27 protein-coding genes and 1 tRNA gene are annotated in these 26,018 nt (G+C 50.5%); 8 read left to right on the forward strand and 20 right to left on the reverse strand.

The features are described from left to right. The first annotated feature begins 1 nt into the window (after window position 1). Window positions 2-75, forward strand: a tRNA-Asp gene (locus B5F91_RS03080). Window positions 76-408: 333 nt separating this feature from the next. Here B5F91_RS03080 and B5F91_RS03085 read toward each other — a convergent pair. The 18 genes from B5F91_RS03085 to B5F91_RS03170 all read right to left on the reverse strand — a co-directional run bounded on the left by B5F91_RS03085 (window position 409) and on the right by B5F91_RS03170 (window position 19,045). Next, a complete protein-coding gene (locus tag B5F91_RS03085) occupies window positions 409-1,056 on the reverse strand; it encodes a thymidylate synthase (protein ID WP_087427658.1) in 648 nt (215 codons plus the stop codon). Between the two features lie 41 nt (window positions 1,057-1,097). Beyond that, entirely contained in the window at window positions 1,098-1,928 is an 831-nt protein-coding gene (locus B5F91_RS03090) for a DNA adenine methylase (protein ID WP_087427793.1), read from the reverse strand. Window positions 1,929-2,001: 73 nt separating this feature from the next. Then, on the reverse strand, window positions 2,002-2,244 hold the full coding sequence (locus tag B5F91_RS03095; RefSeq protein ID WP_087427659.1) for a Mor transcription activator family protein: 243 nt from the start codon (window positions 2,242-2,244) through the stop codon (window positions 2,002-2,004). A gap of 173 nt (window positions 2,245-2,417) precedes the next feature. Next, window positions 2,418-2,840 carry a hypothetical protein gene (locus B5F91_RS03100; RefSeq protein ID WP_087427660.1) on the reverse strand — a complete coding sequence of 141 codons (423 nt, stop codon included), beginning with the start codon at window positions 2,838-2,840 and terminating at the stop codon, window positions 2,418-2,420. 16 nt (window positions 2,841-2,856) lie between these two features. Beyond that, window positions 2,857-3,165 carry a hypothetical protein gene (locus B5F91_RS03105; RefSeq protein ID WP_087427661.1) on the reverse strand — a complete coding sequence of 103 codons (309 nt, stop codon included), beginning with the start codon at window positions 3,163-3,165 and terminating at the stop codon, window positions 2,857-2,859. Between the two features lie 2 nt (window positions 3,166-3,167). Further along, window positions 3,168-5,969 (reverse strand): CotH kinase family protein, encoded by a 2,802-nt coding sequence (locus tag B5F91_RS03110; protein WP_087427662.1) that lies wholly within the window; start codon window positions 5,967-5,969, stop codon window positions 3,168-3,170. Window positions 5,970-5,971: 2 nt separating this feature from the next. Then, window positions 5,972-6,313 carry a hypothetical protein gene (locus tag B5F91_RS03115; protein WP_087427663.1) on the reverse strand — a complete coding sequence of 114 codons (342 nt, stop codon included), beginning with the start codon at window positions 6,311-6,313 and terminating at the stop codon, window positions 5,972-5,974. A 2-nt stretch (window positions 6,314-6,315) separates the two neighbouring features. Then, a complete protein-coding gene (locus B5F91_RS03120) occupies window positions 6,316-10,371 on the reverse strand; it encodes a hypothetical protein (RefSeq protein WP_087427664.1) in 4,056 nt (1,351 codons plus the stop codon). A gap of 50 nt (window positions 10,372-10,421) precedes the next feature. Then, complete coding sequence (locus B5F91_RS03125) at window positions 10,422-10,868, reverse strand: hypothetical protein (RefSeq protein WP_087427665.1); 447 nt, start codon at window positions 10,866-10,868, stop codon at window positions 10,422-10,424. Window positions 10,869-10,871: 3 nt separating this feature from the next. Beyond that, window positions 10,872-14,336: a hypothetical protein gene (locus B5F91_RS03130; protein WP_087427666.1), complete on the reverse strand. Its 3,465-nt coding sequence runs from the start codon at window positions 14,334-14,336 to the stop codon at window positions 10,872-10,874. Between the two features lie 39 nt (window positions 14,337-14,375). Continuing rightward, entirely contained in the window at window positions 14,376-14,597 is a 222-nt protein-coding gene (locus B5F91_RS03135; RefSeq protein WP_144025056.1) for a hypothetical protein, read from the reverse strand. Window positions 14,598-14,671: 74 nt separating this feature from the next. Next, on the reverse strand, window positions 14,672-15,046 hold the full coding sequence (locus B5F91_RS03140; protein WP_144025057.1) for a hypothetical protein: 375 nt from the start codon (window positions 15,044-15,046) through the stop codon (window positions 14,672-14,674). Between the two features lie 107 nt (window positions 15,047-15,153). Next, window positions 15,154-15,699: a hypothetical protein gene (locus B5F91_RS03145; protein WP_087427669.1), complete on the reverse strand. Its 546-nt coding sequence runs from the start codon at window positions 15,697-15,699 to the stop codon at window positions 15,154-15,156. Between the two features lie 35 nt (window positions 15,700-15,734). After that, entirely contained in the window at window positions 15,735-15,965 is a 231-nt protein-coding gene (locus B5F91_RS15130; RefSeq protein WP_158099885.1) for a hypothetical protein, read from the reverse strand. 31 nt (window positions 15,966-15,996) lie between these two features. After that, window positions 15,997-16,422 (reverse strand): hypothetical protein, encoded by a 426-nt coding sequence (locus B5F91_RS15135; protein ID WP_087427671.1) that lies wholly within the window; start codon window positions 16,420-16,422, stop codon window positions 15,997-15,999. A gap of 13 nt (window positions 16,423-16,435) precedes the next feature. Next, complete coding sequence (locus B5F91_RS03160) at window positions 16,436-16,837, reverse strand: structural protein P5 (protein ID WP_087427672.1); 402 nt, start codon at window positions 16,835-16,837, stop codon at window positions 16,436-16,438. 19 nt (window positions 16,838-16,856) lie between these two features. Next, window positions 16,857-17,708, reverse strand: a complete 852-nt coding sequence (locus B5F91_RS03165) for a hypothetical protein (RefSeq protein WP_239416200.1) — start codon at window positions 17,706-17,708, stop codon at window positions 16,857-16,859. Window positions 17,709-18,055: 347 nt separating this feature from the next. Continuing rightward, window positions 18,056-19,045, reverse strand: coding sequence for an HK97 family phage prohead protease (locus B5F91_RS03170; protein ID WP_239416202.1), 990 nt, complete (start codon window positions 19,043-19,045; stop codon window positions 18,056-18,058). Window positions 19,046-19,227: 182 nt separating this feature from the next. On the opposite strand from B5F91_RS03170, the gene B5F91_RS03175 reads away from it, so the two are divergent. The 5 genes from B5F91_RS03175 (at window position 19,228) to B5F91_RS03195 (ending at window position 24,200) form a co-directional block, all read left to right on the forward strand. Then, window positions 19,228-19,698: a hypothetical protein gene (locus tag B5F91_RS03175; RefSeq protein ID WP_087427674.1), complete on the forward strand. Its 471-nt coding sequence runs from the start codon at window positions 19,228-19,230 to the stop codon at window positions 19,696-19,698. Then, window positions 19,695-21,227, forward strand: coding sequence for a hypothetical protein (locus tag B5F91_RS03180; protein ID WP_087427675.1), 1,533 nt, complete (start codon window positions 19,695-19,697; stop codon window positions 21,225-21,227). Before B5F91_RS03175 ends, B5F91_RS03180 begins: the two co-directional genes overlap by 4 nt. Window positions 21,228-21,229: 2 nt before the next feature. Continuing rightward, window positions 21,230-21,652 (forward strand): DUF1320 family protein, encoded by a 423-nt coding sequence (locus B5F91_RS03185; protein WP_158099886.1) that lies wholly within the window; start codon window positions 21,230-21,232, stop codon window positions 21,650-21,652. A gap of 161 nt (window positions 21,653-21,813) precedes the next feature. After that, on the forward strand, window positions 21,814-22,905 hold the full coding sequence (locus B5F91_RS03190) for a DUF935 family protein (protein WP_239416203.1): 1,092 nt from the start codon (window positions 21,814-21,816) through the stop codon (window positions 22,903-22,905). Between the two features lie 122 nt (window positions 22,906-23,027). Next, window positions 23,028-24,200: a phage minor head protein gene (locus B5F91_RS03195; protein ID WP_087427678.1), complete on the forward strand. Its 1,173-nt coding sequence runs from the start codon at window positions 23,028-23,030 to the stop codon at window positions 24,198-24,200. A 107-nt stretch (window positions 24,201-24,307) separates the two neighbouring features. Here B5F91_RS03195 and B5F91_RS03200 read toward each other — a convergent pair whose 3' ends face one another. Both B5F91_RS03200 and B5F91_RS15140 read right to left on the reverse strand, forming a co-directional pair. After that, window positions 24,308-24,517 (reverse strand): hypothetical protein, encoded by a 210-nt coding sequence (locus B5F91_RS03200; RefSeq protein WP_087427679.1) that lies wholly within the window; start codon window positions 24,515-24,517, stop codon window positions 24,308-24,310. Between the two features lie 3 nt (window positions 24,518-24,520). Continuing rightward, window positions 24,521-24,682 (reverse strand): hypothetical protein, encoded by a 162-nt coding sequence (locus B5F91_RS15140; protein ID WP_158099887.1) that lies wholly within the window; start codon window positions 24,680-24,682, stop codon window positions 24,521-24,523. A 246-nt stretch (window positions 24,683-24,928) separates the two neighbouring features. Here B5F91_RS15140 and B5F91_RS03205 point away from each other — a divergent pair, with 246 nt between their 5' ends. Together B5F91_RS03205 and B5F91_RS03210 are read left to right on the forward strand one after the other, a co-directional pair. After that, window positions 24,929-25,504: a phage morphogenesis protein gene (locus B5F91_RS03205; protein WP_239416205.1), complete on the forward strand. Its 576-nt coding sequence runs from the start codon at window positions 24,929-24,931 to the stop codon at window positions 25,502-25,504. A 31-nt stretch (window positions 25,505-25,535) separates the two neighbouring features. Continuing rightward, window positions 25,536-26,009: a hypothetical protein gene (locus B5F91_RS03210; RefSeq protein ID WP_087427681.1), complete on the forward strand. Its 474-nt coding sequence runs from the start codon at window positions 25,536-25,538 to the stop codon at window positions 26,007-26,009. Window positions 26,010-26,018: the final 9 nt, after the last annotated feature.

Consider the following 26,018-nt stretch of genomic DNA (forward strand, 5'->3'; position numbering starts at 1 on the left):
TGGTGCGTTAGTTCAGTTGGTTAGAATACATGCCTGTCACGCATGGGGTCACGGGTTCGAGTCCCGTACGCACCGCAATAAACATTGAAAATCAATGTTTTACAAAATAGACACCCGATTTTACACCCAAGAATGTAAAGTCGGGTGTTTTTGTATTATTTAGGAAAAACGCCGAGCGAAAAAGACACTTGATTCTGTAACATTCCACATACAAACCCCAAATCATTTTGTGATGCAAATCCAAATCGATTTGTGTTGAATTAAGATTCATTAGCACAAATCGAAATGTGATTATTTTGTTGTTTTTTGCTTCTTGTTTAAACCTTGGATTTTCTTCTTCTTTATCTTGTCTAAGTCGGAAAAAATCACTAATTTTACATCAAATAAAAGGCGGGAATATGTATGTTTTCATACATTCAATTCGAAGCGGATTCCTTTTTCACCAGATAAGAGGCGGTGTGTGTTTTCTATATTATTTTCATAGACATGGACATTGCCGAAAGTCAGTGTGATGGATTTTAACGGCAACTCTATCTGGCGTGCTATTGAGTAAAGATGATAGATGTCAGCCGGCAAGCCCAGATTGGCATCTGAACTGCGCTGGTAGGCAGAAATGACCAATTCACCGTCTTCTATTTGGAATTGTACAAGGCTTAGGCAGGGTGCCTGGTTGCTTTCAACCCCAGTTTCACCAAGGAAAAGCACATAGTTTTTACTGTTTCGCTTTTCCCGGTTGATCCTATCAATAAGTGGGGGAAGTCTTTCAAGGTAGGTCGGATAACTGTTGACTAATGTTTTTCCGCAATAGTCCCACCATGTTATCCCTGCTTCGCGGTATCTGTCCACGTTTCGTTCGCCTCGTGTGAACAGTTCCAGCTCGCTCTTTAATTTTTTGCGTGCCAAGTTGTGCCCTTCGAAAATCTCCAGCAGGTCAGCCGGTGTCAAGTCTAAGCGTTCGTTTAAAAGATAACGGATGTTCCCTTTCCGGTTAGTCTGTGTCTTTCCGGAACATACTATTTTTTCTAAAATGCAATGGTATTTGTTCTTTCCGTTCATTTTAATCAATATTTAAATGTTTATTAAATGAGTAATGGGGGTCATACTGTATGCGTATACAACATCATGTCGGTGTAAAACGCATTATAATTCATGCGTGCGTTAAAGGTGGCAATAGCGGCATTTTGGAATGGATTGCCCATACCAGGATGTTTCCCCATCCAATCGCAAAGCTCAAGTATCTGGGACTTGTTTGATGTGAAGTAAATAAAAGGATGAGCTTGCAGGATAGCCAGTACGTCCAAATAATCCGCCAGCTTCCAATTCATTGTATAAGTACCTACATCTGTGCTCAAGTAAGGCGGATCCACAAGAAATACAGTATTCGGAATCTCTTTATACCGGTTGAATACATCCTTATAATCCTCATGTGTAACAGTCAGTCCATCCAAATAATCACCCGCCTGCTGATACCCTGACTTTCGGATATTATTATAAAGTGATTCCTTTTTCAGTCCTTCAAGGCTCGTCTTGTATTTCATGGAGAATAACAACGATGAGGATAGGGTGATATAGTCCACATAACCCCATATCTTTTCTTCTTTCTCGATACGCCCGTATATTTTCATTTGGACTTCCTTTGGAATTAGTTTGTTCCTTGGCAGTCCAGCCGCTATTTGCCTGAAATCAGACAACAACTGGTTGGTTCTTGGTATGTTTTTCAAACGCTTGCAATAATTGTCATAGTCGTTATAAATAACTGTGGCATCAGGTTTTTCACGTTTGGTGATATGGGACAACAATCCCGATCCTCCAAATAAATCCACATAGACCGCATCATCCGGATATTGCTTCAGAATCTTCTTGAATTCCGATGCAAACATTCTTTTCTGCCCCACAAAAGGTAACGGAGCCGATAAATATTCTTTCATATAACTTTGCTGTTTGTTCATGTTGTACAAAGCTACTTGTTATGCCACACACCAGCCAAATAAAAATGGGAAATCATACTGCATCCAATATGCACTCTTTTTTAAAGCGTTTAAATACTTCATAAATTGTACGTTCACTAATAGAATATTTTTCAGCTAAATAAGCGATACAATATGTAGTTTTTTCTCCTTGGCTTTTCATCAATTTAAATTCCGAATAAAGGTCTAAATATCGAATATCGTTCAATTTAGCACCCATTCTTATAAGCATTTCCAATGGTTTCTTATTAAATTCAAGTGCTTCAAATAGTGTCATATCCAATCATTTTTATTATTTTTGCAATGCCAATCATTTTTAACGATAAAACCCAAGTGGCGCGGCAGAGGGTATTTGCCCCCGGCTGCGCGCCGCTTGGGTGTGTCGTTAATAAATGATTGGCGTCTTATATTAACAGGCCGGGGGCTTTTTCTTTCTCCCCCAACCATTCTTTATTTGGCTTTCCGAATAAATTTTATCCACTCGAAATACCCTGAGTTCTCAAGGTAGGTCTCATCGTCCTCCCCTGCGTTGGCTTCCCGCTCGAAGCTGATGTTCCGGTAGGCTTCCGTACCGTAGAAGCACAGCTTCACGAGCCATTCCAGTACATAGAGGATGTAGAACATCCCGAACGAAAGGGCGAACCACCATGCGGATATGCCTGCAAGCAAAACCAGCACCCATATTACGGTACCGCTTGCCAGCATACACTCACACCACTGCCTTGCGTGCGTGCATTCGTGGTTGCGCACTCTTTGCGGCATCTCCTCTTTACCTTTATACTTCGTGCAGACCCATGCCGCAATAGTTATCGTGCTGTACCCCTTGAACAGCAAATTGTTGGCTATCCAACTGTTGTAACGTATCTTCTTCATGACTTTATCCGATTAGCTAATTAGACAACAAATGAAACAAAACCCCAATCCCCGTCGCGGCGAACACCAGTGCGCATCCGGCAAGGGTGAACCAGAAGTCTTTCCAGTCAAACTCCTTGTCGATGATATACTCCTTGAAGAACTCGAACATCATCACGGCGATAGTCCCGGCAAGAGGGGAAACCGCCGCACGCCACAAGTTCCCAGCTCTAATCATTTCCGCATCTTGCAGAATCATCACTAAAGTAATACACGCACACAGCAAGCCGCCCACGCCTAAATGGGCAAGCTTGTCAATCCCGATTTTTTCTATTAACTCATTCATAATCAATAATATCTAAAGTATTTTTTCAAAAACCATATTCTTTCTTTATACCATTTCAATAAATCGTACAATGGGTAGTTAGTATAGCTACCCGTATATCCCCATTTTTCAGTATTAGATTCATATATAGAATACGGAACATTTTTTGCTTCATCTTCAACTAATAAACAAAATGTTTGATAGGTAAATACCCCATTGTCATATAGATATTTAAACATATCGCATAGTTGTTCAGTAAACATAAATATGAATTTAGTAATCCAAGCAGGAGTAGTTCCTCCGTTAAAGTAATTTCTAAAAACATCTTCATAAGGTACTGCATTCTTTAGATTGTTGTTATAAAATCCAAATGTATTATCTCCGTCATAGGGGAAAACATAAAATGTATTTCCTCCGTCGTACGTAATGAGTTGCATATTATTACTAAGAGCATCCCATCCATAAACAACTTGTGCTAATACTAAGTACATAATCCAGTTCTTAATATCAATATGATTAGATGCGTTTGATGCAAAATCTGTATATGAAGAACTTGTGAGAAAATCTAACCATTCCTGAAATTTAGCCTTTATATTTTCCGGAACTTCATCATGTATTACAGGGTCCCAATATTCAGCATTACTCCAAAGAACATTTGGATTGTTTGCATAATCCGCATTTGGTTCAAATGCAAAATGTAGAGGATTGTATTCGTCAATAAGAAGATTCTTTTTGTCTTTTGCAAGCCCAAAATGATAAAGTCCGTGAAATTCTCCATTAATATGCAGTTCACATGGAAATAAGTCACATATTGCTCTTGCACCTGTGGGGTATTTTGTAAAGTTACTGAATGGGTATCTTTTCATTACATTAGGTTCTGAACAATACATAAGGTGCGCCATGTGGTACATCAATACCTCTCTCATTTGAGACATATCCAAATAATAAGCCTTTAAGTTATATTTTTTAGTTTCTGTCCAATTCCCGAATTTGTAATTATTGTCAAATTTTATGCGAAAGTTTTTCTTAGGATACGCCATCGTGCTTGAGCCTTGATATTCTATTGTTGCATTAGAATCCTGTACTATTACGCTTCCATTACAACTCATCTTAACAGATGCATTGTGCTCAGTCTTATCGTTAGGCCACATTGACAAATCATCCGTAGTCACTTCTACGACAGCATACCCGATTGGGTTATCGTATTTAATGACTTTGTTTCGTGAACTTGTATTGTTCTTTCTTTTTTCTCCTTTAATAAAGGACATTACATCGTCAATATGATATTGCCTTCTAAAATTAAATAGTATATGGGTGCATCCGCTGGGAATATCATCATCGGAAATATACCCGCAAATCATATTCGTATCATACGTATGGCATGTAATAAATTCGTCTATCTTATCATTACAGTTATTACTTTTAAGGAATAATACTACAGGACAAGTGGCGCCTATATTATCATCTTTAACATCCATCATTAACTTAAATGAAATGTTCATCCAGTTGTTTGCAGGTATTATTATATGAGCATAATTAGTCAAATCTGTATCTTTAATGCTCCCGTCATAATATACAGCTCCGGGTATATTGGTATATATTTTCTTCAAATCAGGGAATTTTGATTTGTTGAAATTTTCATTTGAAAGCAACAATCTGTTCTTTAATATATATACAAATGGTTCTTGCCTTGAAGAAGCACAAATTATACAATAATTAGCATTAACTGGCATATCATTTTTGGATATGAATTTATATGCAACAGTTTCCTCTAATGCTATACTCTGCTCTTTCATAATGCTTGAATAATTTTTTTGGGTAAAATAAGCAAGCAAAATATATCCCGGTGTATTCAATGTTAATATTTCTATACCGATAAGTGAATCATCTATTGGAATAAAATTAGATGTTATTCCAACTCCAATAGTATCTTGAACTATTTCACCTGTTTCTTTAATAAATGACCTACCATAAAAAAAATCTTCAAAAGCATTCAATCTTAATATATCATTATCAAAATTTAGTTTGTCTATAATACACTCTCCTAATATACTTGTCTTTTTATAAGCCATTATCTTAGGTGTATATTTAATATTAACACCACTTATATTGCATACAACTGACACATATTTTGCCCTGTCTATATATTCAGATGTGTTTATGGTATATTTTTTGATTGCGTGTGTATCATCGAATTTGACAGACAAATTTTGTATGCAGGTATAAAATGAATTGTCTGAATAAAAAGCCAACATTATAAATCCAGCGTCTCCGTTAGATTCAATATCTATTTTATCATATTCTTCAAGAGGAATTAACCCGGAAGCATAGGAAGCAGTGCCTTGTACAATATGCCCCTCATTATCAATATATGAATATTCTCCATTTTCCGAATAAAGATTTACACAATTATCAGAAATGCCTTCTTTTGAATTATACATGGAATAATAGTTTTCTCCATCATAGAACACATCGAGCACCTCGCCTGCTTCCCATGTGTTATCCGCGGATGCTACCTCTCCATTGTAGTACAAAGGCTTTGCCCCGGTGTTATTCACGTTCAAAGTCGGGGATGCAGCCGTGTTGTAGTTTATCATTTTGACTATCAGACGGCAGTTTGTCGAAAGCGCGAAGCCAGCCTGCGTGACGGTCTTTGCAACTGTGCCTGCCGCTGCCGTACAGGTAACATATCCGGAATTGCTGATGATTCCGGATATCTTTTCGTCCAGGCTTCCGCTTCCGTCACTCATCCCCACGCATGCGCTGCTGGTTACAGGGTATGCCTTGTTCCCCGAATTGTCTTTTAATTGAACTTTCTTTGCCATAATTATATTGAAATTTCGTTTACGTTGCCCAAATCGTCATATCCCAAATAGTCCGAAAGCGGCACTTCCGCATTGCCTCCGGTCGTTCCTGTATTGACCCACGAAGAGCCGTTCCACCGGTACACTGGGGCTGGCAGGGTGCTGCCTACCAGAATCAGCTGCCCGACGTACTTGTTCGTGATTGCCGAGTTCGCCTCCGATGTGCTCGAAAACAGGGGCATCTTGACCGATGTGGTCTGTTTCAGTCCCTCTATGGCGGTGCTGACGTTGGCAAAGTTCGTGTTTATCGTGCTTGCCGCCTCCTGCCAGTCCGTGTCTGTCTTTATCTGTGATACGTTTGCCATAATTATGCGCCCGGTTGTACCGGTTCTTTTTTACTAACTTTTAAGAATCCGTTTTCGTCTACATATACAGTTCCTGCCAGACCTTCTGTCTCATTCCAGTTCGATCCGGTTATAAGTACCTTTTTCCCTCCTGTAGTATAATCTTGCGACATTGACAATGAGAATAATTCCGAACCGCCGGACAAGAACCGGATTTGGTCTGGGAGTAATATCGCTCCGTAATTGCTGATATTATTGACCATTGTAATGCTTCTGCCCAATATCCTTGTAGAGAACCATGCCGTGTCTCCTTCGTATTCGGTAATCATCAGCCCGGCTGTCATCCTGCCGTCATCGTTTGAAAACGATATGTTGACGGCTGTCCTGCCGTCTTCGTCCAGCATTTTCAGGCTTCCGTCTTCCGGGTCTATCACAATCCGTTGCCCGTTCAGCGAAGTCTCGAACTTCCCCCGGAACTCGCCGCCCTCCGCATACACTGTGCCCCGGAACACTCCTCCCAGGGCATAGATGTATCCGCGCAGGAAGATGTCTCCCCCGTGTGTCGCCACGAACTTGGCGAGCGACTTCCATTCCTCGTCGGACGGGTTTTCGCCGCCGATTATCTTGCGTACCGTGGCGATTGCCTGCTCGAACGTGCCGCCTGCCCAGAACGCCACGTCCGTATCCTCGTTGTAGATGCCCGATATGCCGGCATTGACTTTCTCCATCACCCCGTCCGTCCACTTGCCCAGCTGCATCATGGAAGTGAGGACAAGACCTCCTATTACGTCCGTACTTCCGTTCATCGCGTCTTTCAAGTACCAATATTGCTTAAACATATCAGCCACTTCATTCGTGTCTTTCCTTGAAGGGCACCAGTCTGTGGGTATCGTGCCCCTTTCAAGCTTTATTTCGCAGACATCTGCACTTCCTGCCATAGCGAATACGCTTCCCGAACTGTATTCGAATTTATGTGAATAGACTGAATACGAAGAACTTAAGCTGTCTGTCCATGTATTGCTTCCAATACTTACAGTTACTGAGCTTCCCTTTGCCTTGTAAGAGATTACATATCTCTCACCCTCTATAAGAGATACTGACTGGCTGATGCTTCCTATCGAGCATGAATATCCGCTTTCCGAAGATTCATCCTCATTTACCGTCCCTGCTCCCGACCAGTTCTCAAGCCTGTTGGAATACATGTAAGTCCTTTTGTTCAACGGCGTTGAAGCAGATAGTACTTTGGGGTCATAATTACCTGTGAAACCTGTATTGAGCAAGAGATTCTCGGCCCCTACACTTACGGAGGAGACGAGCTTGTCAGCATATTCCTTTGCCGCATTGGCTATCGACACAAGCAAATCCTCACGGCTCTTGTAGAAAGAAGACTGCGAAGTCGCGAACGTTTCCTTTATTGTGATGTTTTCCGGGGTGTCTTGCGAATGGTATTCAAGCTCTTGCTTGTATTCCGTCCATGCGGAAGTATATGCTGATGTATCTATGCCGTACTTCTGTGCATTCTGTATGTTCGTGTCGTATTCGCTTTGCAGATTTTCAAGTTCCTGTTTTAAGGAGAGTTTTTCGGTCGGGGATATAACCCCGTCTTCCGCCCACTGGTCTAAGCGGTTGTTTGCGCTTTCAGCATCCGCCTGTGCATTGTCAGCCGCATCCTGTGCGTTGTCGGCTGCATTTTGGGCTGCGCTTGCCGCGTCAGAAACGTCCTTTATCACACCGCTTAGACCTTCCAAGTTCTCCCATCCGGTAGAGCCGGAAGACATGCTTACTTTGCCCTTTACTTCCACGCCGTTCTCTTGGTCGTATTTCATGAAAGTGTTTCCTTCCCTGTCTCCCACATAAGAATCTCCGTAGGTTACAGTCTTGAAACGTCCTGTGGAAAGGTCGTAATAGTCTTCCTTCACAGCTTTCCCTGTAAGGCTGTAAGAATCAATCCCCTGGTAGTAACGTATGGATGGAGAACCGTCACCGTAAGCAGATATGATGATAGCAGACTGCCTTGATTTGTTTGTCCGGTTTCCTATCCCTACAATTTCGTCACCAGCTTGCGGAACGGTGGAACCGGTGTCACAGTCCGTTTTTGACAAATCCACATAATCATCTCCTACGGAGGTCACAAGCCTCCAATAGTACGCCTGTCCTGTCTCAAGGTTGAATGTCTGCCTTCTTGCCTGGTCTCCTTCCTCGAACTGGTTTAAGACAGTCCTTTCCCCGTCAGTTTTTTCAAAATAACATCTGTAGGCAGAATCGGTTTCTTCCACTTTTGAAACCTTCATATTTGACGGAGAAACAACAATCATACCTCCAACACTCTTAGCCTCTTGTATAAGAAGTTCGATGAACGTTGCTATTTTCCTGATTGTCAGGTAGTCAAATTCAGCATGGCTGTTCCCGTCTTCATCTATCGTAACTGCTCCTCCGGTTCCCAATAACCCTTGCGTGAACACTCCGAACTCCGCACCGCCCAGCAATTTGAGAAGGTATCGCGTACTGTCCGCTTTGTCCTTGCGCAAGAACGTCGCCAACGCCTTCAGTGCCGAAAACACGTTGTAGTCGCTGGGTGTCTTGTTGTCGCCGGTCTTGATGATGTCTATCAGTGTCTGCTGCTCCTGCTTGGTCAGGATGTAGTGCAGGTCGCTCAGCTGGTTGTCCACCGAGGTTTTCCAGCCCGTGCCTATCTGGTCGGTGCAGGTGACGGTTGCCTGGCTGAGGTCGTTCAGCTTGCGCACGCACTTCACGATGCGGGTGTCCTTGTAGCCCGCCGCGAAGTATTCATCAGAGAGCAGGCGCACGTTCTGCCCGATGGCGATGGAAGTGCCGTTGCGTTCGATGTAGTTGCGGTCGGTGGTGCCGTTGTATTTCTTGGTGTCGAAGCTGTAGGTGTCGAGGAAGTCGTCCACCGCCTCGGCGTATGCCTGTTCGGCTGCCGTGACGTATTCTTGTGGCAGCGAGAAGTTCCACGGGATGTACGTGTCGCCTACGTTCGGGACGATGGAGCCTCCGGGGATCTGTGCCGTTTCGTCGGGATAGACGTTGATGATTTCCCATTCCGAAGTGTCCTCGTGCCACGCAGCCTCGAACGAGCCGTCCTCGCCGTTTCCGCGTCCGGCAAGGTCGCCCGTCTGGAAGGCGAGCATGAAAGTAAGGTCGGGAATCTGGTAGTCCATGGGGTTGAACTCCATGCCGCTGTCCTTGAAGTAGTACACCGTGTATTTCCGCCCCTCCTCGTTCTCTTTCTCCTCGGTGCGCACGGAAGAGATTGTGCCTGTATACTTCGGATAAATGCCGGCAAAGGCGGCTTCCTCGTAGGCTTCCTTTACGCCGTAGAGTTCCGTGTTCTTGTCCACGTAGGCGGCGCCGGAGGGAAGCTGGAGGCGTGCGTGCCCGTATTTGCTGGCATCGATGTTGCGGGTAGAGCCGAGGGGGAACAGGCGGGTAAAGAACTTCACATCGCCGTTGTCTTCCTGGCTCAGCTGGGTCAGCCCTTGCAGGTAGCCTAATTCCACCGTCTCGCCCCTCGATGCCTTGCAGAGGTTTATCACGAAGCCGTCCGCCCACATCTCGGTTTCGAACGCGGCGGCGATGCCGGAAGAGCCGAAAGCGGCGTTCCAGCACGAGAGGTTGTTATAGTCAATGGTCTTGTTCCCGCCCGTGATGACCGTTCCGATGCTCCAGAGCGCGCTGCCCGCAATGCGGTTCATGTTGTCTACCCACAGCTGCAGGTGCTCGCGCGGACCACCGTCATACGAAAACTCCGAGCGGATGTCGCCGTCGGCGGTATAGAGCATCAGGGCGTCTTCCGCGTCGTGGATGGGGGCGTACAGCTTCACCTGGTACTGGTAGGTATGCGTGTTCTTCTGCGCAGGCCGGTAAGGCGAGCGGATTTTATACTTTACGCCTGATACCTCGGTGTAGTCGTTCACGTCCAGCGGCACGAACGCCGTATGGGTGAACGATGCCGACACGCTGCATTCGCCCATAACCTCTTCGGCCAGCGTCGAGGAGGAGCCTGGCGAAGCGGTGAGCTTCAGGTTTCCGTCTTTTCCGTATATCTTCAGTTCCATCTTTCTTTAAAGGTCATTTAATGGGTTTTTAAATAGGAGTTAAAGGAGTTTCACACCTCCGGCTGCGGTTCGAGGAACTTCACCGAAAACAGCACACCGTATAGCGAGCCGTCTTGGCTGTCGTACCACTCCGGTTCGGCGGGCATGTCCTGGTATATCAGGTTGTACGTGCGGTAGTTCTTTACCGCCATAGCCAATTTCCCCGAAACGAGCAGGGCGGCAACCTGCTTGTAGCGTTGCAGCCTCACGGCGGCGGACTGTGCCGAAAGCCAGAACTGCAGTGTGCGCTCGATGCTGGAAAGCTTCACGTCCGGGTTGTCCGGCAGTTCTACGCCGTTGTGCTCGCGGAAGTCCACCGTAGTGATTTCCTTCGCCTTGGGCATCCGCAGCAGGGCGTCCATGTTCACGTGCCCGCCCCGCTCCGTCTCGGCGAGGAAGCAGTGGTGCTGCGTCCAAAGGTCCGTTCCGTTTATCGTCAAGTATCCTGTCAGGTCCATATCCTATTGCACTTTTATTCCGTTTACCTTTATCTCTTCCATCAGTTCGTGTATCAGCACAATGTGTGCCGTATGCGTGGCTATGGTCGCCAGCGTCTCGTTGCTCAGCTGGTTGGAGGCACGCAGGTCCGCCACGCTCTTGTCGATGTTTATCAGGTGCGTCTGCATCGACCGCCCGATGCCCTCGAACCGGCTGATGCTGTCCTGGCTCATCGTGGTCAGCGCGCCGGTGGTGGGAGACTGGCTGCTGCCGGAGGTCTCCGACTCCCAGCCGAAAGCATCCGCCATTTCGTCGCGCTGCTTCATCAGGTCCTGTACGATTTGCATGTATTCGTTACGCAGCTGCTCCGCCTCCTTGTCCGTTATTCGGTTGTCCGATTCCGCCGCCTGGCTCCATTGCTTGTACAGGTCTTGTATACGCTGCTTGTACTCGCTTGATACCAGCCCGGCTATGATAGACTCGCGTAACCGGTCTTCGAAAGAACCGCACATATCCTCCCAAGTCACCGACATGTCCGATACCTGACTGATGAAATCATTGTAGAAGCTGTCTGCCGACATTCCCGTCAGTGCCTCGTCCAGCATACCGATGATTTCCGATGCCTCGTCCTTTGCCTCGACCAGTTGTTCAAGGTATTGCCGTATGTTTCCGTTAATGCCGTTCCACAGTTCCGGCAGCTTGCTCATGATTTCATAAAGCTCATCGCCTGAAAGCGTGTACAAGTCCTGCACCGCCTGTATGTTCTTTCCCAGAAGGCTGCTTATCTGTGCGAACCCTCCCGCGCCTATCGCTTCGTTCGACCGGTGGGCATACGAGTGCTTGAACATTCCGCTTCCGGCTTTTCCAGCCGCTTCTGCAAGCTGTCGGTAATTCTCCATCTGCTTGTTCAGCGAATACATTGCTTCGTTCGCCGAATCGATAGACGCGAATCCTCCTCCGAAAGTGATCATCTCCTTTTCCTTGCTGAGTATCTTGTCGTATATCTCGTTCATCGCCTCCAGGGATTCTTTCAACTTTTCGTATCTCTCCGTGCTGTCCGAGCCCAGTCCGAACAGGCTTCCTATTATCTGCCCGACGCCTTTCAGCGTGCCTGTGATACCGGTAAGGATCGAGAACGGCTTGGTAAAGTCGATGCTTTCCAGCGAGGATGTTATTGTTCCGAGTCCCTGCAGCACTCCCTGTATGGATTCCGGCACAGACACTCCCAAGGAAGTGAGCATGTCCAGCAGGTCGTTCCCCGCGTTCACCACCTGCTGTCCTTTCTTCCCGATGGAGTTTGCTGCCTGTGACAGCGATTTCTGCGCATCGTTCCGTTTGTCCTGTGCGTTCCGCAGCCTTTCTTCCGCTTCGGCTTGCGTGATGAGCTTGGCGGTAAGCTTTCCTGTCGCCTCGTCATATTCCTCTATGACGGCAAATCCTGTACGTTGCGTGTCCTGAAGAAGCTGTTCCGCTTCCCTCACTTCTTCCGTTGCCGTCCGGTAGTCCTCATATCCTTGCTTCAACGCCTCGAACGGAGAGCGGTCCGCCAGTTGTTCGTCGATGGCCTGGAATGCGTCCATCACTTCCGCGAACGATTCCGGGCTTATGTCATCCCCGATGCCCTCCAGGTATGCTTTCAGCTTCTCCCGTAAGGATTCCAGCGTGTCGGTGGAAATCCGGTCGAGGTCGCCGAATATTTTCTCCCAATCGATTGTTTCCTTGAAACGGTCGAAATCAAGATTTGCCGTTTCCTTTTTATATTCTTGTGCCAACGCCTGTTTCTCGCCGTCGGTCTGTGCTTTCGCTATCTTCCTTGCATAGTCCTGCGCAATGGCAAGGCGTTTTTCGGCATAGGTGCCGTACTGCTTGTTGTAGTCGATGAGGTCTTGCGCCGCCTGCTTGTTGTAGTCCTTGTCAATCTGCTGAAGCTGTAGGTTCAGCTTCTCCCGTGCCGTGACGCGCATCCGGTCGGCTTCCTCGTTTACGCTGTCATACTGCGCTTGCGGGATGACGCTGCCTTCCGCCTTTGCCTTATCCATCTCCGCCACTGTATCCTTCTGTTGCTTCTCGATGGCGGCAAGGACCTCCTCGTATTCCTGCTTAGCCAATGCACGGCGGCGGTCGAAGCCTTCCTGCTGTATCTGTATGCGCAGGCGTTCGGTCTCCTGCTCGGCACGGAGGCGGGCTTCGGCAAGGCGGGAAGCGTAGTCTTTTTCTCCGGACGGTGTGTTCCCGCTTCCTGTGGGTGTACCTCCCGATGTGCCTTTCGGGTCGAATACCAAGTCGGACACGTTGATGTCTTTTTCCAGTTCCTTCGATACCTTGTTGGCTTGGTAAATGGCTTTCCGGTATCCGGCTATTTCCTTTTCGATTTTTCTGACCTGTGTTTCGGCCTTTATGACTGCGTTTTCTGAAGCGAGCTTTGCGGTGGCTGTGCCGAATCCTTCTTCCTCCTGCTTCTTAAAGAACAAACGGACTTCCTTCAGCTTGTTTTCTGCCTCGCTAAGCCGGGTGTATGCCTCGTTTATCTTCTGTTCGTTTTCTAATACCTTGCCTTGCTGTTCCACGATGCTGTTGCGTGCAGCCTGTGCCCTTGCCGATGCCATGATGGATTCCGTCAGGCGCATATACGAGTCGGCTGCCTTGCCTGTCAGTATTTCCTCGTCGGTCAGGTTCTTGAAATAGTCGGGGTATTCCTTCTTCAGTTCCCTTACTGCGTCGGTCCGTTCTTTCATCCCGCCTGCTGCATCGGTGGCGGCATCATACAGCAGCTTCAGCGTCACAGCCTCCGTCTGCGCATGCTGTTGCTGGGCGAGCATCTCCTTGTTATAGTCTTCCTGTGCCTTTTTCAGTCCGTCGAAAGCCTTTTTCCCGTTGAACAGCCCTTTCACCCAGTTTGCGATGTCTTTCCCGAACATGATGCCCACCGATATGGCGGCAATCAGTGCCGTCTGCCATGACCAGCATGCGCCGAGCAGCTGCCTCCATACCGGCACAGCCTTCTTCCCCGAAGCGTTCAGCAGTTCGTTCTGCTTGCGCACGTCGGCGATGGCATCCGCCAGCATCGGGAGGTTGTTCGATATAGCGAGGATGAACATCTGCGGGCCCATTGCCAGCGAAGGCAGTTCCCTTGCCACCTGGCTGAACTGCATCCGCAGGTTGTTGGTCTTGCGCTCCACGGCTTCGGTGTCGATGTCGATTTTCGTTGCGCCCGCTGCTGCCTGTTCCTTCTGCAGTTCCTTCAGTCCGGCTTTCAGCCCGTTTATCTGCCCGGTGAGCGCCTGTACGTTGGCGGCTTCAGTTGTGTACGACTGTCCCGTTTTCTTGGCTGCGTTCAGTTGGTTGAGTTGTTCGGTGCGTACCTGTTCCAGGGCAGCGATGAGCCGGCGGGTCTGGCTCTCCACACCCTCCACGTTCTTGCCTACCGACTGCAACCCGGCTTTGGTAAGGTCTCTCATGAATATTTCCAGTTCTACAGGTACGGCCATTTTTCTTTCAGTTAATAGTTAATAATGAATAGTGAATAATTAACTCTTTACCGCGTATCGGGTGAAGTACTCCAGCGGGTTCATGCCTTTGGGGGCTTGTGTTTCCCCTTCCGGCGGCGTTCCGACCCGTTTCTTCTCCCTTTCTTCCATTTCCTTTATCCGCTGCATGAGCGACGGCTGCTGCGGCTTCACGTAATGGGGCATGTCCGCCATCATCAGTTGCAGCGTCACCACGTTCACACGGTCGAGGATGTAGTCCACGCTCCAGCCGGTTTCGGTGGCTATCTGGCCTATCACGCCGAAGAGGCTATGCGAAGGTTCGGTGTGTCCCTTCTTTAACTCCTCGTCTCGCTTTCTCTTTCGTTCCGGCTCACTAAGGGCTGCATCTTGTTCATCACTGCAGCCAATGTGATAATAATCCCGAAAGACGTGACGGCGGTCTCGCTGAGCAGCAGCTTCCATGCATCCATGAGGGCGACGGGATGCATCGTTTCCCTGAGCAGCCACGCTAACGGGCGGTTCAGCAGCCGTCCCGTGACCGGACCGCGGAGGATGCCCGCAGCCACGATGCGGCTCACCGCCTTGCCGTGTTCCGCTATAAAGCGCACCTTTTCGGTGAAACCGTACCCCTCGTATTCTTCGGGAGTGACCCCGATGGAGAGGTATGCCCGGCTCGCCCGGATGAAGCTGCGCGTAGTGGGTATCTTCATCGTGAGGCGGAAGGGCTTGCGGCGGAGCACGGTGTGCAGGGGCAGGCTGATGCCGCTGTCCATCAGCGCGACCGCCCCTAACATCTGTATCTCGTTCGCTTCCATCATTATTCTCCTGCACTATCCGCCGTTCCGTCTGCCGTGTCCGGTTCCACGCCGGGAGGATAGATCCGGTATCTGCGTTCCTTTCCGTCCGTAGGTTTCAGCATGTCCACGCGGATGCCGAATCCTAACACGTTCTGCATGTTCATGCCGTTCTGGAAAGTAGTCTTCGACAGGCGTGCGTTGAAGACGCGGAACGAGTGGCCCGAGTGCATCTTGATTGTAAGTACACCGGTGACGATGAACGATGCCGGCGGTGTGTAGCTTCCGTCCGATTCCGCCTTGCCTCCGAAGATGTCCTCCAGGTTCTTTGCCTTCAGTTGGATCAGGTTGAGGGTGAAGGCTTCGCTGCCCGGATTCTGAAGGATAGTCTCCACCGCTCCGTCGAGCACCTGTGCCGCAAAGATTTCCAGGAATTGCGGCTCGGTACCGGCTGGTTGCAGCCCGTTCTCGTCTATCCATCCAAGGGTCTTCTCTTCTGAACTGGCGGCGGAACTCTTGAAAGTTATTTCCGCAACGCCGTACATGATTCCGTTTGATGTGTCTGCCATAATTAAATTGAAAATTGAGAATTAAAAGTTGAAAATTAGTTTTCTTTCCGTTTGATGATCACGGTCGCCGCCACCGCGATGAGCAGTGCCGGCAGTACGCACCACCAGCGGGACGGTTCCTGTTTCTCCGTTTCCTCTTCACGGGTTTCGTCACGGGTGCGGGCGGAGGTCTCTTCCCTGCGGCAGGTCACCCTGCGCCCGATGCTGTCGGCTTCCGCCGTGACGCTGACCCCGCCTTCGCCGTCCGCCGTGAGGCTGAGGTTCATGCCGTCCGTCCGCACTGCCAGCCCGAAGCCTTCAGGAAGGCTCCGCAGCTGTGTCCATTGTGCCGCACTCACCTTCAGCCCCGCCGTCCGCTTCGGGACCGGCTCGTAGACCGTTCGCTCGGTTACGCTCGCACTGAGGCTGTCCGAGCGGACGGCTGTTAGGCTGCTGTACCTTTTGCTGGCGCAGGAAGATGACAGCAGGGCAGCGGTCAACATACCTGCAAGCATAGCACTTGCGTATCGCCGTCTCATGGTTGATGATCTTTTCATTCAGTTTCCTTATTTGTCGTGATAAATCCAGTGTCGTCGTGCTGAGGTCGTCATACAGGGTCTTGTACGTGTCCTCGCGTTCCTTCTTGTTGCGGGCGTTGAACGTGCGGCGTGATGCCAGCCACGTAACCAGCCCGGACAGGAATCCGGACGGCAATGCCCACATCAGTATGTCCAATATCGTCATAGCCCGCTCCTTATTACAATAATTCCCACCCTGCCCGGATGTCCGCCGTCTGTGCCGGTATGCCGTTCTCCACTTCGCTGATGGCTGCCGCAAAGGCGGTCATCGTGTCGCGGTCGTCCGTGTCCGGCTCGTAGGTGGAAGGCACCTGCATCTTCTGGCATACAGCCGTGATGTAGGCGGCGGTGTTGTTCTCGTGTTCGGGCGCCCAGCGCCGGATGAAGTCGGCGACGGTGCGGCACCCGTGTTTCTGACGGTAGGTCTGCAGCGTGCGTATCAGGGCGCGGTAGCCGTGCGCCATGTCGGTGAACTGGCAGAACTGCCCGTCGGTCTGTTCGGGGCGCAGCCCCTTCCACTTGTCACCCGACAGGCGGATGTTTCCGGGGTTGCAGTTGCGTATGCCTCTTGGTTGTGCCATGGCTGTTCCTCCTTACTTATCATGCTGTTTCTTCTTCCTCTTCTTCTCCGCCGCCTCCCTGTGTGCCTTTAGCGGCCTCACGGCGCACCTGTGCCCAATTCTTGTCGGAAGCAGCCGAGGCGTCTGAAGTCTGCGACGTGCTTCCGTCGTAACTGTAGATGGCTCCGATGGCTTCCATCTTCTTGGGCAATACGATATAGTAGTGGCGGAAGTTCACCTCGTTCTGCTGATAATCGGGATTTGTAACAGCATCCCGGTAATACATCTTCGTGCTTCCTTGCGCACGGAACACGCGCTTCGTGTAGAAGCAGAAAGACGCCTGGAAGTCAGTTTCTGTCGGGGTGGCGTTCACTGCAAGCTTCACGCCGTTCTTGTTGAAGTAGGGGCAGTTCTCAAACTCGTATACCTCAAACCCGTACATGTTGGCTATCTTACCCGATGTGTAGTTGTAATACTGGTCACGGAACTTCTGGTCGTCTTCCAACAGGTCGTTCACATGGTCACTGCAGAGCACCAGGCGCCTGCCGGATGCCGGTATCTGCAGCGCGTCCAGCTTGCGCTTTAAGGCGATGATATCCTTACGGGTACATTTCTTGCGCCCTCCGTCCGTTTCTCCTGATGTAGGGGCTACCGGGGTCTTCTCCGTGTTGCTGTACGGTGCCAGTGCATGTGCCGCCTTTTTCAGCTTGCCGATGGTGATAGCCTCTCCATGGCGCTCGATCACGCTGCCCATCTTGTCATAGGAGATGGCGAACAGCTCGTCATCCGACACGGGTGTCTTCTTGGTCTGGAACTTGTCGAGCCCCAAGGCGATATCCCCGTCTTCCAAGGTCTGTGCGGCAATAGGATATGTCGTGTTATTGATCAGCACGTCGGGATCGCCGCCCACGTCTACCAGATGCACCACCTCGTTTTTTACAGCCGCCGAATAGTCGGATACGCCGTCCAGCCACGAGGCGGTCAGACCGCCGCGCAAGCGCTTGACCAGTTCACCTGTCCATACTTCAGTATAGACACCTTCCAAAGCAGCCCCTTCGGGCAGGAACTTGCCTAACGCCATCGGCAGGACAATTCCGACAACCGCACCGAAAGGTGCGGCATGCGGCACTCCGAGCAAGGCCAGGATAACAATGCTCATCAGCACATTCAATAATGTGCCGGTCGTGAATTTTACGATTTCCTTTCTCATTTTTCCAGTTTTTAATCAATGTTCAACAATCATTTAAGTTCCGGACATTCGATGCCGTATTCTGCCTTATACAGGTGTTGGTACAGTTGCCGGTCGGTCTCACGTATCAATTTCAGTTCTTCGGCGGGCACCTCACTCAGTTTTTTCCAACCGCCGATGTTACTGTCCTTCCGGACATTCCCGCCGCCCAATAAGACAGACGGTCTTACAGCCGCATGCATGGCGTCAAAGGTCAGTTTCAGGCTTTCCATGCCGATTTTTTTCCCCAGCTCGATGAAGTGGGCTTTCCGTACCGCGTCGATTTTACCTGCAGCAACCGCTTCGTCCACTGCCGAGGCGATTCCGCTCAGGCGGAGCGTGTCGAGTTCCTTCCGCAAGTCTTCCTTTTCCGTGCGCAATGTGGCGTTCGCATTCTTGTAGCCCAACAGCAGGTTGATTTCCCGCTGCACTTCTGCCAACGTGGCGGAATCCGCCAGTCCCAGCATCAGGGCGATGGTTCTCAGTTGTTCGTTCATGCTTGTTCGATTTTTAAGATTTATGGATTCTTTTGTATTTGCTTCCAGCAAAGGCAAGGCGTCGCAGTCTTTCCCGGTTGCCAGCGTAAGCCGTTTTCCTCCGCGGCTCAGCACGATGGCGTCATCATTGCCTCCGATATCCACCATGCTCACCTCCACCAGCTTCGCCCTCGTGACGGTGGGGCGCGTCTGTCCCGGTTTCATCTGCGCGGGGTCATCGCTGGTTTCTATGATGTCGAAGGCGGCGGAAGACATACGCAGGGTCCCTTTCTCATATTGTGCCTTTGCCACACGCGATTCCTCCAGTACCTCGTCGAAATAAGGTTCACCCGTGATTTCCCCATCCTCTATGCGCACGTCTTTCATGCACCCGATGATCCTTCCCCGGTAATGCATCCACAGCAATACGGGGTTGCGCAAGTATTGCTCTATGTCTACGCCATCGGTTCTGATCCACGTGCCGTAGCTGTTCAATGTCTCATTGGATATTCTGATACGTTTCATTCCACTCATGTTTTGCAGCGAATTTAGTGCGGAGAGTCCGGAGCGGCAAAAAAGTGTGTAACGGTTGCATGCTATTGCGCAAGCCTTGCAGCATTGTCCGCAACCGTTGCACGCCTTTTTCCGGGTTTGACCAAAACGGCACAATTTTGTACCGGATGATGTTTAACCGTTAATTAAAAGGCATGGCAAAGAATGACACGAAACAGGAATTGGCAAGGGTGCTTTACCTTTCCGGCCTTCCGCAGGAGGATATCCTGCAGAAGGTGGATGTAAGCCGGCAGACGCTCAGCCGGTGGGTGAACACGCTTGGATGGAAGGAAATGAGGGCGGCACGGAGCATCACGCGCCCGCAGCTGGTCAACCGTCTGCTGGAATCCATCAACGCGCTGCTCGACAAGGCTGGCGAACCGGGGAACGAGGACATGCTGTCGGGTATCGGAGACAAGCTGGTGAAGACCGCCACCGCCATCGAGAAGCTGGAGAAGAAATCGAACGTGGTGGACCGTGTGGACACGCTCATCGACTTCGAGCGGTGGCTGGAGGAAAACCGTGGTGGGTACCCCGGAATGACCGGCGAGACGTTCCGTTTAGTGAACCGCCTGCACAATGACTACCTGAACGCTATCTTCTCGCAGAAAGGGGGAAGTTTATGACGGAACAGGAGCGGAAAGCGGCGATGTTGCGGTGGAAGGAACACTGCAGGCGGGTGGAACGGCTTACATCGGGGAATCGCACGGAAAGCGAGGCGGAGCGCAGGCGGAACATAGCCCGCGCCTTGAAGGACTACGCTTATTTCTGCCAAAGGTACCTGCCCCATTATTGCGAGTCCCCGAACGCGAAGTTCCAGAACGATGCCGCCCGTTATGTAATGGAGCATCCCAACATGCGCGCCGTGTTCAAGTGGCCCCGGGGACACGCCAAGTCCGTGCACCTGGATATCGGCATCCCGCTTTGGCTGAAGTTCAACGGGCAGTTGCATGTAATGGTGCTCGTGGGCAAGAGCGAGGACAACGCCGATGCCCTGTTAGGGGACCTGCAGGCGGAACTGCAGTCAAACCAGTATATCACCGCCGATTTCGGCGAACAGTCGGGAAGCGGGATATGGCAGGAAGGGGAATTCGTTACCCGGGACAACTGCGCCTTTTTCTCGCGCGGACGCGGGCAGTCGCCCCGAGGATTGCGTTTCCGCGAGATGCGCCCCGATTATATTGTGGTTGACGATTTGGACGATGACGAAATGTGCCGGAGCGAGGCACGCGTGAGGGAGATGACCAAATGGGTAAAGGAGGCCCTCTTCGGATGTTTCGGCGGCAAGGGAGGCCGTTTTATCATGGTAGGGAACCTCATGAGCCGGAACAGCGTGCTGCAGAAGATCATCGACAGCCCGACTGTCCATACCAGTTCGGTGAATGCTATTGACAAAAACGGGAATCCGTCGTGGCCCGAGCGCTACACGGCGGAATACCTGCGCGGGCTGGAAGAATTCATGGGTTACCGCTCGTTCCAGAAAGAGTACATGAACAACCCCATTACCGAAGGGGCGGTGTTCCGTCAGGAATGGATACGCTGGCGCAGGATGCTCAAGCCGGGATATTATGAACAGATAGTGGCCTATATTGACCCGTCGTGGAAGTCTACCGGAAAGAATGACTATAAGGCCGTGGCGGTGATCGGGCGTCCGCGCCGGGGACTGAAGACGGCATCGCACAGGGAGCTTCACCTGCTCCGGGCTTTCTGCCGCCAGTGCTCAGTGGGCGAGATGGTACGGTGGGTGTACGACTTTTACGAGGATTTGCCGGAGGATGCCGCCGGGAACTTCTACATGGAAGCGAACTTCATGCAGGACACCATTCTTGACGAGTTCCAACGGGAAGGGGACAGCCGTGGGTACCAGCTTCCGTTGATGCCGGACAAACGTAAGAAACCCGACAAGTTCGCCCGTATCGAGGCGGTAAGTCCGTTGTGGGAGCGCGGATATTTCTATTATAACGAGAAGCTGAAAGACGACCCCGACCTGCGGACGGGCATCGAGCAGACCCTTGCTTTCGAACAGGGAAGCCGGGCGCACGACGATTTCCCCGATGCCTGCGAAGGGGCTGTGTACAAATTACAGAAACAGACACGCGAGGAGGCCTTCGTGCCAAGGATAGGCAGAAGGCAGCCTCCTAAAAATACATGGTGATTATGTTCATAACAGAAAATGACTACATACAGGTGTCCGCTGACGCGTTGAAAATACTCCAGCAGGCCACCGAGGAAAACCGTTGGACGGCCGAACGCCGGGCGATGGACCGTATCACAAGCTATCTGGACGGGCGCTATGACATGCGGCGGGCTTTCTCCGCCGAAGGGGAAGGTCGCAATTACGACCTGGTAGGGCTGGTCGCCGATTTCGCGCTTTACTTCATGGTGCTCAGCCTGCCGGGCAGGATGAATTACGAGATACGCAAGGAACAGTTCGAAACCGGGATTTCTTTCCTTGAAAAAGTGCAGTCCGGAAAGGCCGTCATGGATTTGCCGGTATGTGAAGAAGAGGACGGGGAAGGCGGATCTTCCGTAAGTTCCGTACGTTATGGGTCGGAAAAAAGGAACAATTATATCTGGTAACGATTATGGCAAAGAAACCGAGAATAGAATACCTTAACCGGATGCACCCTTCCGAGATGCGCCGGATAAAGGATATGAGCGTCAAGCTTCAGCTGCTGACAGAAGCCCTGACGCGCAAGGACCTGAATGACTGGCGGCGTGCCTGGCAGTGGGCCATCAATGTGGACAGCCCTAACCGCACGCGGCTTTTGAACATCTACACCGATGTGGATGCCGACCTGCACCTGACCGGATGTGTGCAGCAGCGCATGGGGTTCGTTCTTAACAAAAGTTTCCGTATCTGCGATGCGAAAGGGAATGAGAAACCGGAACTGACGGAACTCTTCGAAGTCCCGTGGTTTAAGCGGTTCATGGAACTGTCCCTGCAGAGCATCTTCTACGGGCATTCGCTCATCGAGCTTGGGAAAGTGGCTGAAACGGAAGGAAAACTTTCATACAGTTACGTAAATCTTATTCCTCGTACGCACGTCATCCCAGAATACGGGGTCATCGTCACGCACGAGAACGACACCTGGCAGACCGGCTACGACTACCGGCACAGCGACATGGCGGAGTGGTGCATCGAGGCGGGAGGCACACATGACCTCGGGCTATACCTGAAATGCGCCCAGCAGACCATTCCCAAGAAGAACATGTGCGCCTTCTGGGACATGTTCGGGGAAGTGTTCGGAATGCCCCTGCGCGTGGCGACCACGACCAGCCGTGACCCGAAGGAATACGACCGCATCGAACGGATGCTGCGCGACATGGGTGCCGCCGCTTACGGGCTGTTTCCTGAAGGGACCACCGTAGACCTGAAGGAATCGACCCGTGCCGACGCGTTCAACGTGTACGACAAACGCATCGACCGTTGCAACTCGGAGCTTTCCAAAGGCATCCTTACCGTGACAATGACCATGGAGGACGGGGCGAGCCTCTCGCAAAGCCAGGTGCACCGCCAGATGCTCGAAAACCTGATACAGAAGGATGCCGACTTCATCCGCGACCTCGTGAACTGGCAGCTTATTCCCCGCATGATCCGCCACGGATTCCCGCTGAAGGGATTCCGCTTCTCGTGGGATGAATCGGTGGACTATACCCCCGAACAGCAGGTGGCATACGAACGGATGCTGCTGGAACGTTACGAGGTGGACCCGCAGTATTTCATCGAAAAGTACAATATGCCGCTGGTGAAAGGCAAGGAACGGGAAACGGCACAGCGGGAAAAGCAGAAGCTGGCCAGGCCAAAGGAGGGACACGCTTTTTTCGACTGAGCCCCGGTGACTACACGGGGCTGCACAGACGCTACGCCGAAACGCTGACGCTCGCTGCGGATGAAGATCCGGAAAGTACGGATACAGATTCCTTCAGCCTGGAAGCGGGGTTCACCCTGTTGATGGCGTGGCTGTGGCGGCAACGGGACATGTCTCCCGAAAGCCTCACGGCCGAAGAGGTGCAGCGGTTCATCCGTGCCCATGCCGGTGTGCTGGATCGCGCGGTGGACTCCGCCCTGCGCGAAACGCCACTGGACGACATCAGCGTACAACGGCTCAAGGAATCGAACTACGTATTCTCCGGCATCAAGGTGTTCCACGAGCTGAACGAGGCGTTCCCCTCCCTGTTGGATGAAGAAGGAAGCCCAAAACCTTTTGAACGCTTTTTAAATGACGTTCAAAAGGTGCATGAATCCTATAACGTGGACTACCTGCGCACGGAATACAACTTTGCGCATGCTTCCGCGCTGATGGCGGCACGATGGAAGAAGTTCGAGCGGGACGGCGAACGTTATTTGCTCCAGTACCGCACCATTGGCGATGACCGCGTACGCCGTACCCACCGGATGCTGCACAATATTACCTTGCCGGTAACCAGCCCGTTTTGGGACAAATATTTCCCGCCCAACGGGTGGAACTGCCGCTGCACCGTGGTACAGGTACGCAAAGGGAAACATCCCGTATCCGATGAGCGCGAGGCGATGAACCTCGGCAGCCAGGCCACTGCCGGGAAGTATCAGGAGATGTTCATGTTCAACCCCGGCAAGCGCATGGCGACGTTTCCGGCATACAACGCCTATACCATCCGCAAATGCAATTCATGTCAGTGGCGGCCCGATAAGATGAAGCTGGCGGCGGACATTCCGGACAACGAATTATGTAAGGCGTGCAGGCTACTTCAGGAGATGAAACGGGGGAATGCTGGGAATATCAGGCGTATGGCGAAACCTTTACAGGGAAGGACTATAGTACGTAAAGAACTGCCAGGACCTATTCTTATATCCGGAGCGTCACTGAAGGAATGGACAAACCAGCCCCACAAGCATTATTTTGCCAAGAACAAAATGCTGTTGGAAATAGAAAACATACTTTCAAAAGCTGATTACATCGGAGCGGTCGAATATCATAAAGACGGGGATAACAAGAAGGACGTGAAGCTGTCCCATATATTCGAATGTGAAGTATCAGGAGAAAAAAGCTGGATTATTGTCAGGGAATACAAATGGGGAGAAATAGTGCTCCACAGCATATCCGCCAGCTTTGAGAAAATAGCAAAAGGCATAAAGAAAGAGTAGCAAGGAAGCCCATACATTCCTGAACTACAAATCAGGCGCGGTACTTCAATGCTACCCATTGCAAATATACGGTTTAATATTTAAATATCAAACAAATGAGGCGGTATTTATTTTCTTACACACTCACGCAGTGTCTCCAGCAGGAAACGCACGTTGGTCACGTCATTCACGTTCTGTTCGGTGGAGCACCCCTGGGTGGGGTCAAGGTAGCTCACTGTGGCGGTGAACAGTATATTGTCGAGCGATTCACCCAACTCTTCGGGGCTGACCGTGCTGAACAGCCGCTGCATTTCTTCGAGATTATATTGCTGTGCCATACGTCAGCCCTCCTTTCCGTCAAGTTCGACAACCTGTTTCCCCTTTCCATACGACTTCGCCATCTGGGTGAGGTTTACCATGCAGTTGTTAACACCCTGGCGGGACACCGCCACTTCGTTTCCCTCGATGTTGAGGATTTCAATCAAATTCTTTTTGTCGGTCATGTTAATAAGAATTTATACGGTAAAAACAAAAAAGAAACCCTCCTTAGATGTGACCGACGCTTATTACACGGGCGTAAAAAGCCGCTGGTTCTTTCGTTCCAGCCACCATAGAGGGTATTCTTTTAATATCTTGTCTCAAATAAAGTCAATTAGATTTATTTGCCCAAGAAAGTAAGTAATAAACATCGGTCACCGACAAAAGTACAACAAAAATTCGGATAACCAATGAATGAACCGAAAAAAATAATGGACGATCTGAAAAAACGTGTCAACCGTCTTGTGCGCGAAACCCTGAAAGATGTCAAGGTGGAGGTGGCGGAAGAGTTCGACCGCAATTTCGAACGCGAGGCGTTCTTCAACGAAAAGTGGGCGCGCCGCAAGTACAACGATGACAAGAGTCGGGGGCTTCTGGTGCGTACCGGCAATTTGCGCCGGAGCATACATGCGGAGATTACCGGCAGGGACAGCGTGGTATTCAGTTCGGCGCTGGAGTACGCCCGCATCCACAACGAGGGAGGCACCATTACCGTCACCAGGAAGATGAAGAATTATTTCTGGTGGCGGTACCACACCGTGACCGGAGGGCGTGCCGCCGACGGGTTCAGCAACCGCCTGCAGCGCAGGAAGGACGGAAGCCCGCGGAATAACCGGCACAACCGCACCCTGACCGCCGAAGCCGAATTCTACCGGGCGATGGCGCTCAAGAAGGTGGGGAGCAAGATAACCATTCCTAAACGTCGGTTCATCAGCACCCACCCGCAACTGGAAGACCTGCTGAAAGGGATATTCCTTGAAAACGCGAAAAGAATCTTTGAAGAATGACAACCATAAAACCATAAATATATAGACATATATGAGAAAACTGATTTACCTCAGCCTCATAGACAGACTGAAACGGCTGACAGACGAAGCCGGACAGCCGGCACTGAGGCATTTCGACCTGTGGAACGAGCAGGTGGAGTTCATTGAGCAGGAAGAGCCGTTCGATACCCCGGCGGTGTTTGTCGAGTTCCGCCCCGTAAGGTGGACGACACTGGGCGGGTTGGCACAGCAGGCAGACGTGGACATACGCCTGCACATCGTCACCCGGTGGAAAGGGAGCGCCAAGGACGGAAGCATCTTCCAGACGGACGCATTGGAACGTTTTGATATGTTAGACCGCATAGATAATGCCCTTTTCAACCTGCAGGGAGCCGATGGCGGGACTTCGTTCTGCATGTTCCGCCGCACGGGCAGCAGCACCAACCACAACCATGACGAACTGGTGGAGGACATTGCCGACTACGCCTGCAGAGTGCATGAACAATTGACAATTCATAATGAGTAGTGCGGTACG

Origin of the sequence: Bacteroides sp. An322, from assembly GCF_002161765.1 — a bacterium.
GTDB classification, from domain to species: Bacteria; Bacteroidota; Bacteroidia; order Bacteroidales; family Bacteroidaceae; genus Phocaeicola; species Phocaeicola merdavium.

Bases quoted from the DNA above. Each gene is read 5' to 3' on its own strand.
- B5F91_RS03130 (WP_087427666.1), bottom strand. From the start codon at position 14,336: ATGGCCGTACCTGTAGAACTGGAAATATTCATGAGAGACCTTACCAAA.
- B5F91_RS15130 (WP_158099885.1), bottom strand. From the start codon at position 15,965: ATGAACCTCAGCCTCACGGCGGACGGCGAAGGCGGGGTCAGCGTCACG.
- B5F91_RS03090 (WP_087427793.1), bottom strand. From the start codon at position 1,928: ATGAAAGAATATTTATCGGCTCCGTTACCTTTTGTGGGGCAGAAAAGA.
- B5F91_RS03085 (WP_087427658.1), bottom strand. From the start codon at position 1,056: ATGAACGGAAAGAACAAATACCATTGCATTTTAGAAAAAATAGTATGT.
- B5F91_RS03115 (WP_087427663.1), bottom strand. From the start codon at position 6,313: ATGGCAAACGTATCACAGATAAAGACAGACACGGACTGGCAGGAGGCG.
- B5F91_RS15135 (WP_087427671.1), bottom strand. From the start codon at position 16,422: ATGACGATATTGGACATACTGATGTGGGCATTGCCGTCCGGATTCCTG.
- B5F91_RS03185 (WP_158099886.1), top strand. From the start codon at position 21,230: ATGTTCATAACAGAAAATGACTACATACAGGTGTCCGCTGACGCGTTG.
- B5F91_RS03210 (WP_087427681.1), top strand. From the start codon at position 25,536: ATGAGAAAACTGATTTACCTCAGCCTCATAGACAGACTGAAACGGCTG.
- B5F91_RS03125 (WP_087427665.1), bottom strand. From the start codon at position 10,868: ATGGACCTGACAGGATACTTGACGATAAACGGAACGGACCTTTGGACG.
- B5F91_RS03200 (WP_087427679.1), bottom strand. From the start codon at position 24,517: ATGGCACAGCAATATAATCTCGAAGAAATGCAGCGGCTGTTCAGCACG.
- B5F91_RS15140 (WP_158099887.1), bottom strand. From the start codon at position 24,682: ATGACCGACAAAAAGAATTTGATTGAAATCCTCAACATCGAGGGAAAC.
- B5F91_RS03170 (WP_239416202.1), bottom strand. From the start codon at position 19,045: ATGAAACGTATCAGAATATCCAATGAGACATTGAACAGCTACGGCACG.
- B5F91_RS03180 (WP_087427675.1), top strand. From the start codon at position 19,695: ATGACGGAACAGGAGCGGAAAGCGGCGATGTTGCGGTGGAAGGAACAC.
- B5F91_RS03100 (WP_087427660.1), bottom strand. From the start codon at position 2,840: ATGAAGAAGATACGTTACAACAGTTGGATAGCCAACAATTTGCTGTTC.
- B5F91_RS03145 (WP_087427669.1), bottom strand. From the start codon at position 15,699: ATGGCAGACACATCAAACGGAATCATGTACGGCGTTGCGGAAATAACT.
- B5F91_RS03205 (WP_239416205.1), top strand. From the start codon at position 24,929: ATGGACGATCTGAAAAAACGTGTCAACCGTCTTGTGCGCGAAACCCTG.
- B5F91_RS03195 (WP_087427678.1), top strand. From the start codon at position 23,028: ATGGCGTGGCTGTGGCGGCAACGGGACATGTCTCCCGAAAGCCTCACG.
- B5F91_RS03095 (WP_087427659.1), bottom strand. From the start codon at position 2,244: ATGACACTATTTGAAGCACTTGAATTTAATAAGAAACCATTGGAAATG.
- B5F91_RS03110 (WP_087427662.1), bottom strand. From the start codon at position 5,969: ATGGCAAAGAAAGTTCAATTAAAAGACAATTCGGGGAACAAGGCATAC.
- B5F91_RS03175 (WP_087427674.1), top strand. From the start codon at position 19,228: ATGGCAAAGAATGACACGAAACAGGAATTGGCAAGGGTGCTTTACCTT.
- B5F91_RS03140 (WP_144025057.1), bottom strand. From the start codon at position 15,046: ATGAAGATACCCACTACGCGCAGCTTCATCCGGGCGAGCCGGGCATAC.
- B5F91_RS03160 (WP_087427672.1), bottom strand. From the start codon at position 16,837: ATGGCACAACCAAGAGGCATACGCAACTGCAACCCCGGAAACATCCGC.
- B5F91_RS03120 (WP_087427664.1), bottom strand. From the start codon at position 10,371: ATGGAACTGAAGATATACGGAAAAGACGGAAACCTGAAGCTCACCGCT.
- B5F91_RS03105 (WP_087427661.1), bottom strand. From the start codon at position 3,165: ATGAATGAGTTAATAGAAAAAATCGGGATTGACAAGCTTGCCCATTTA.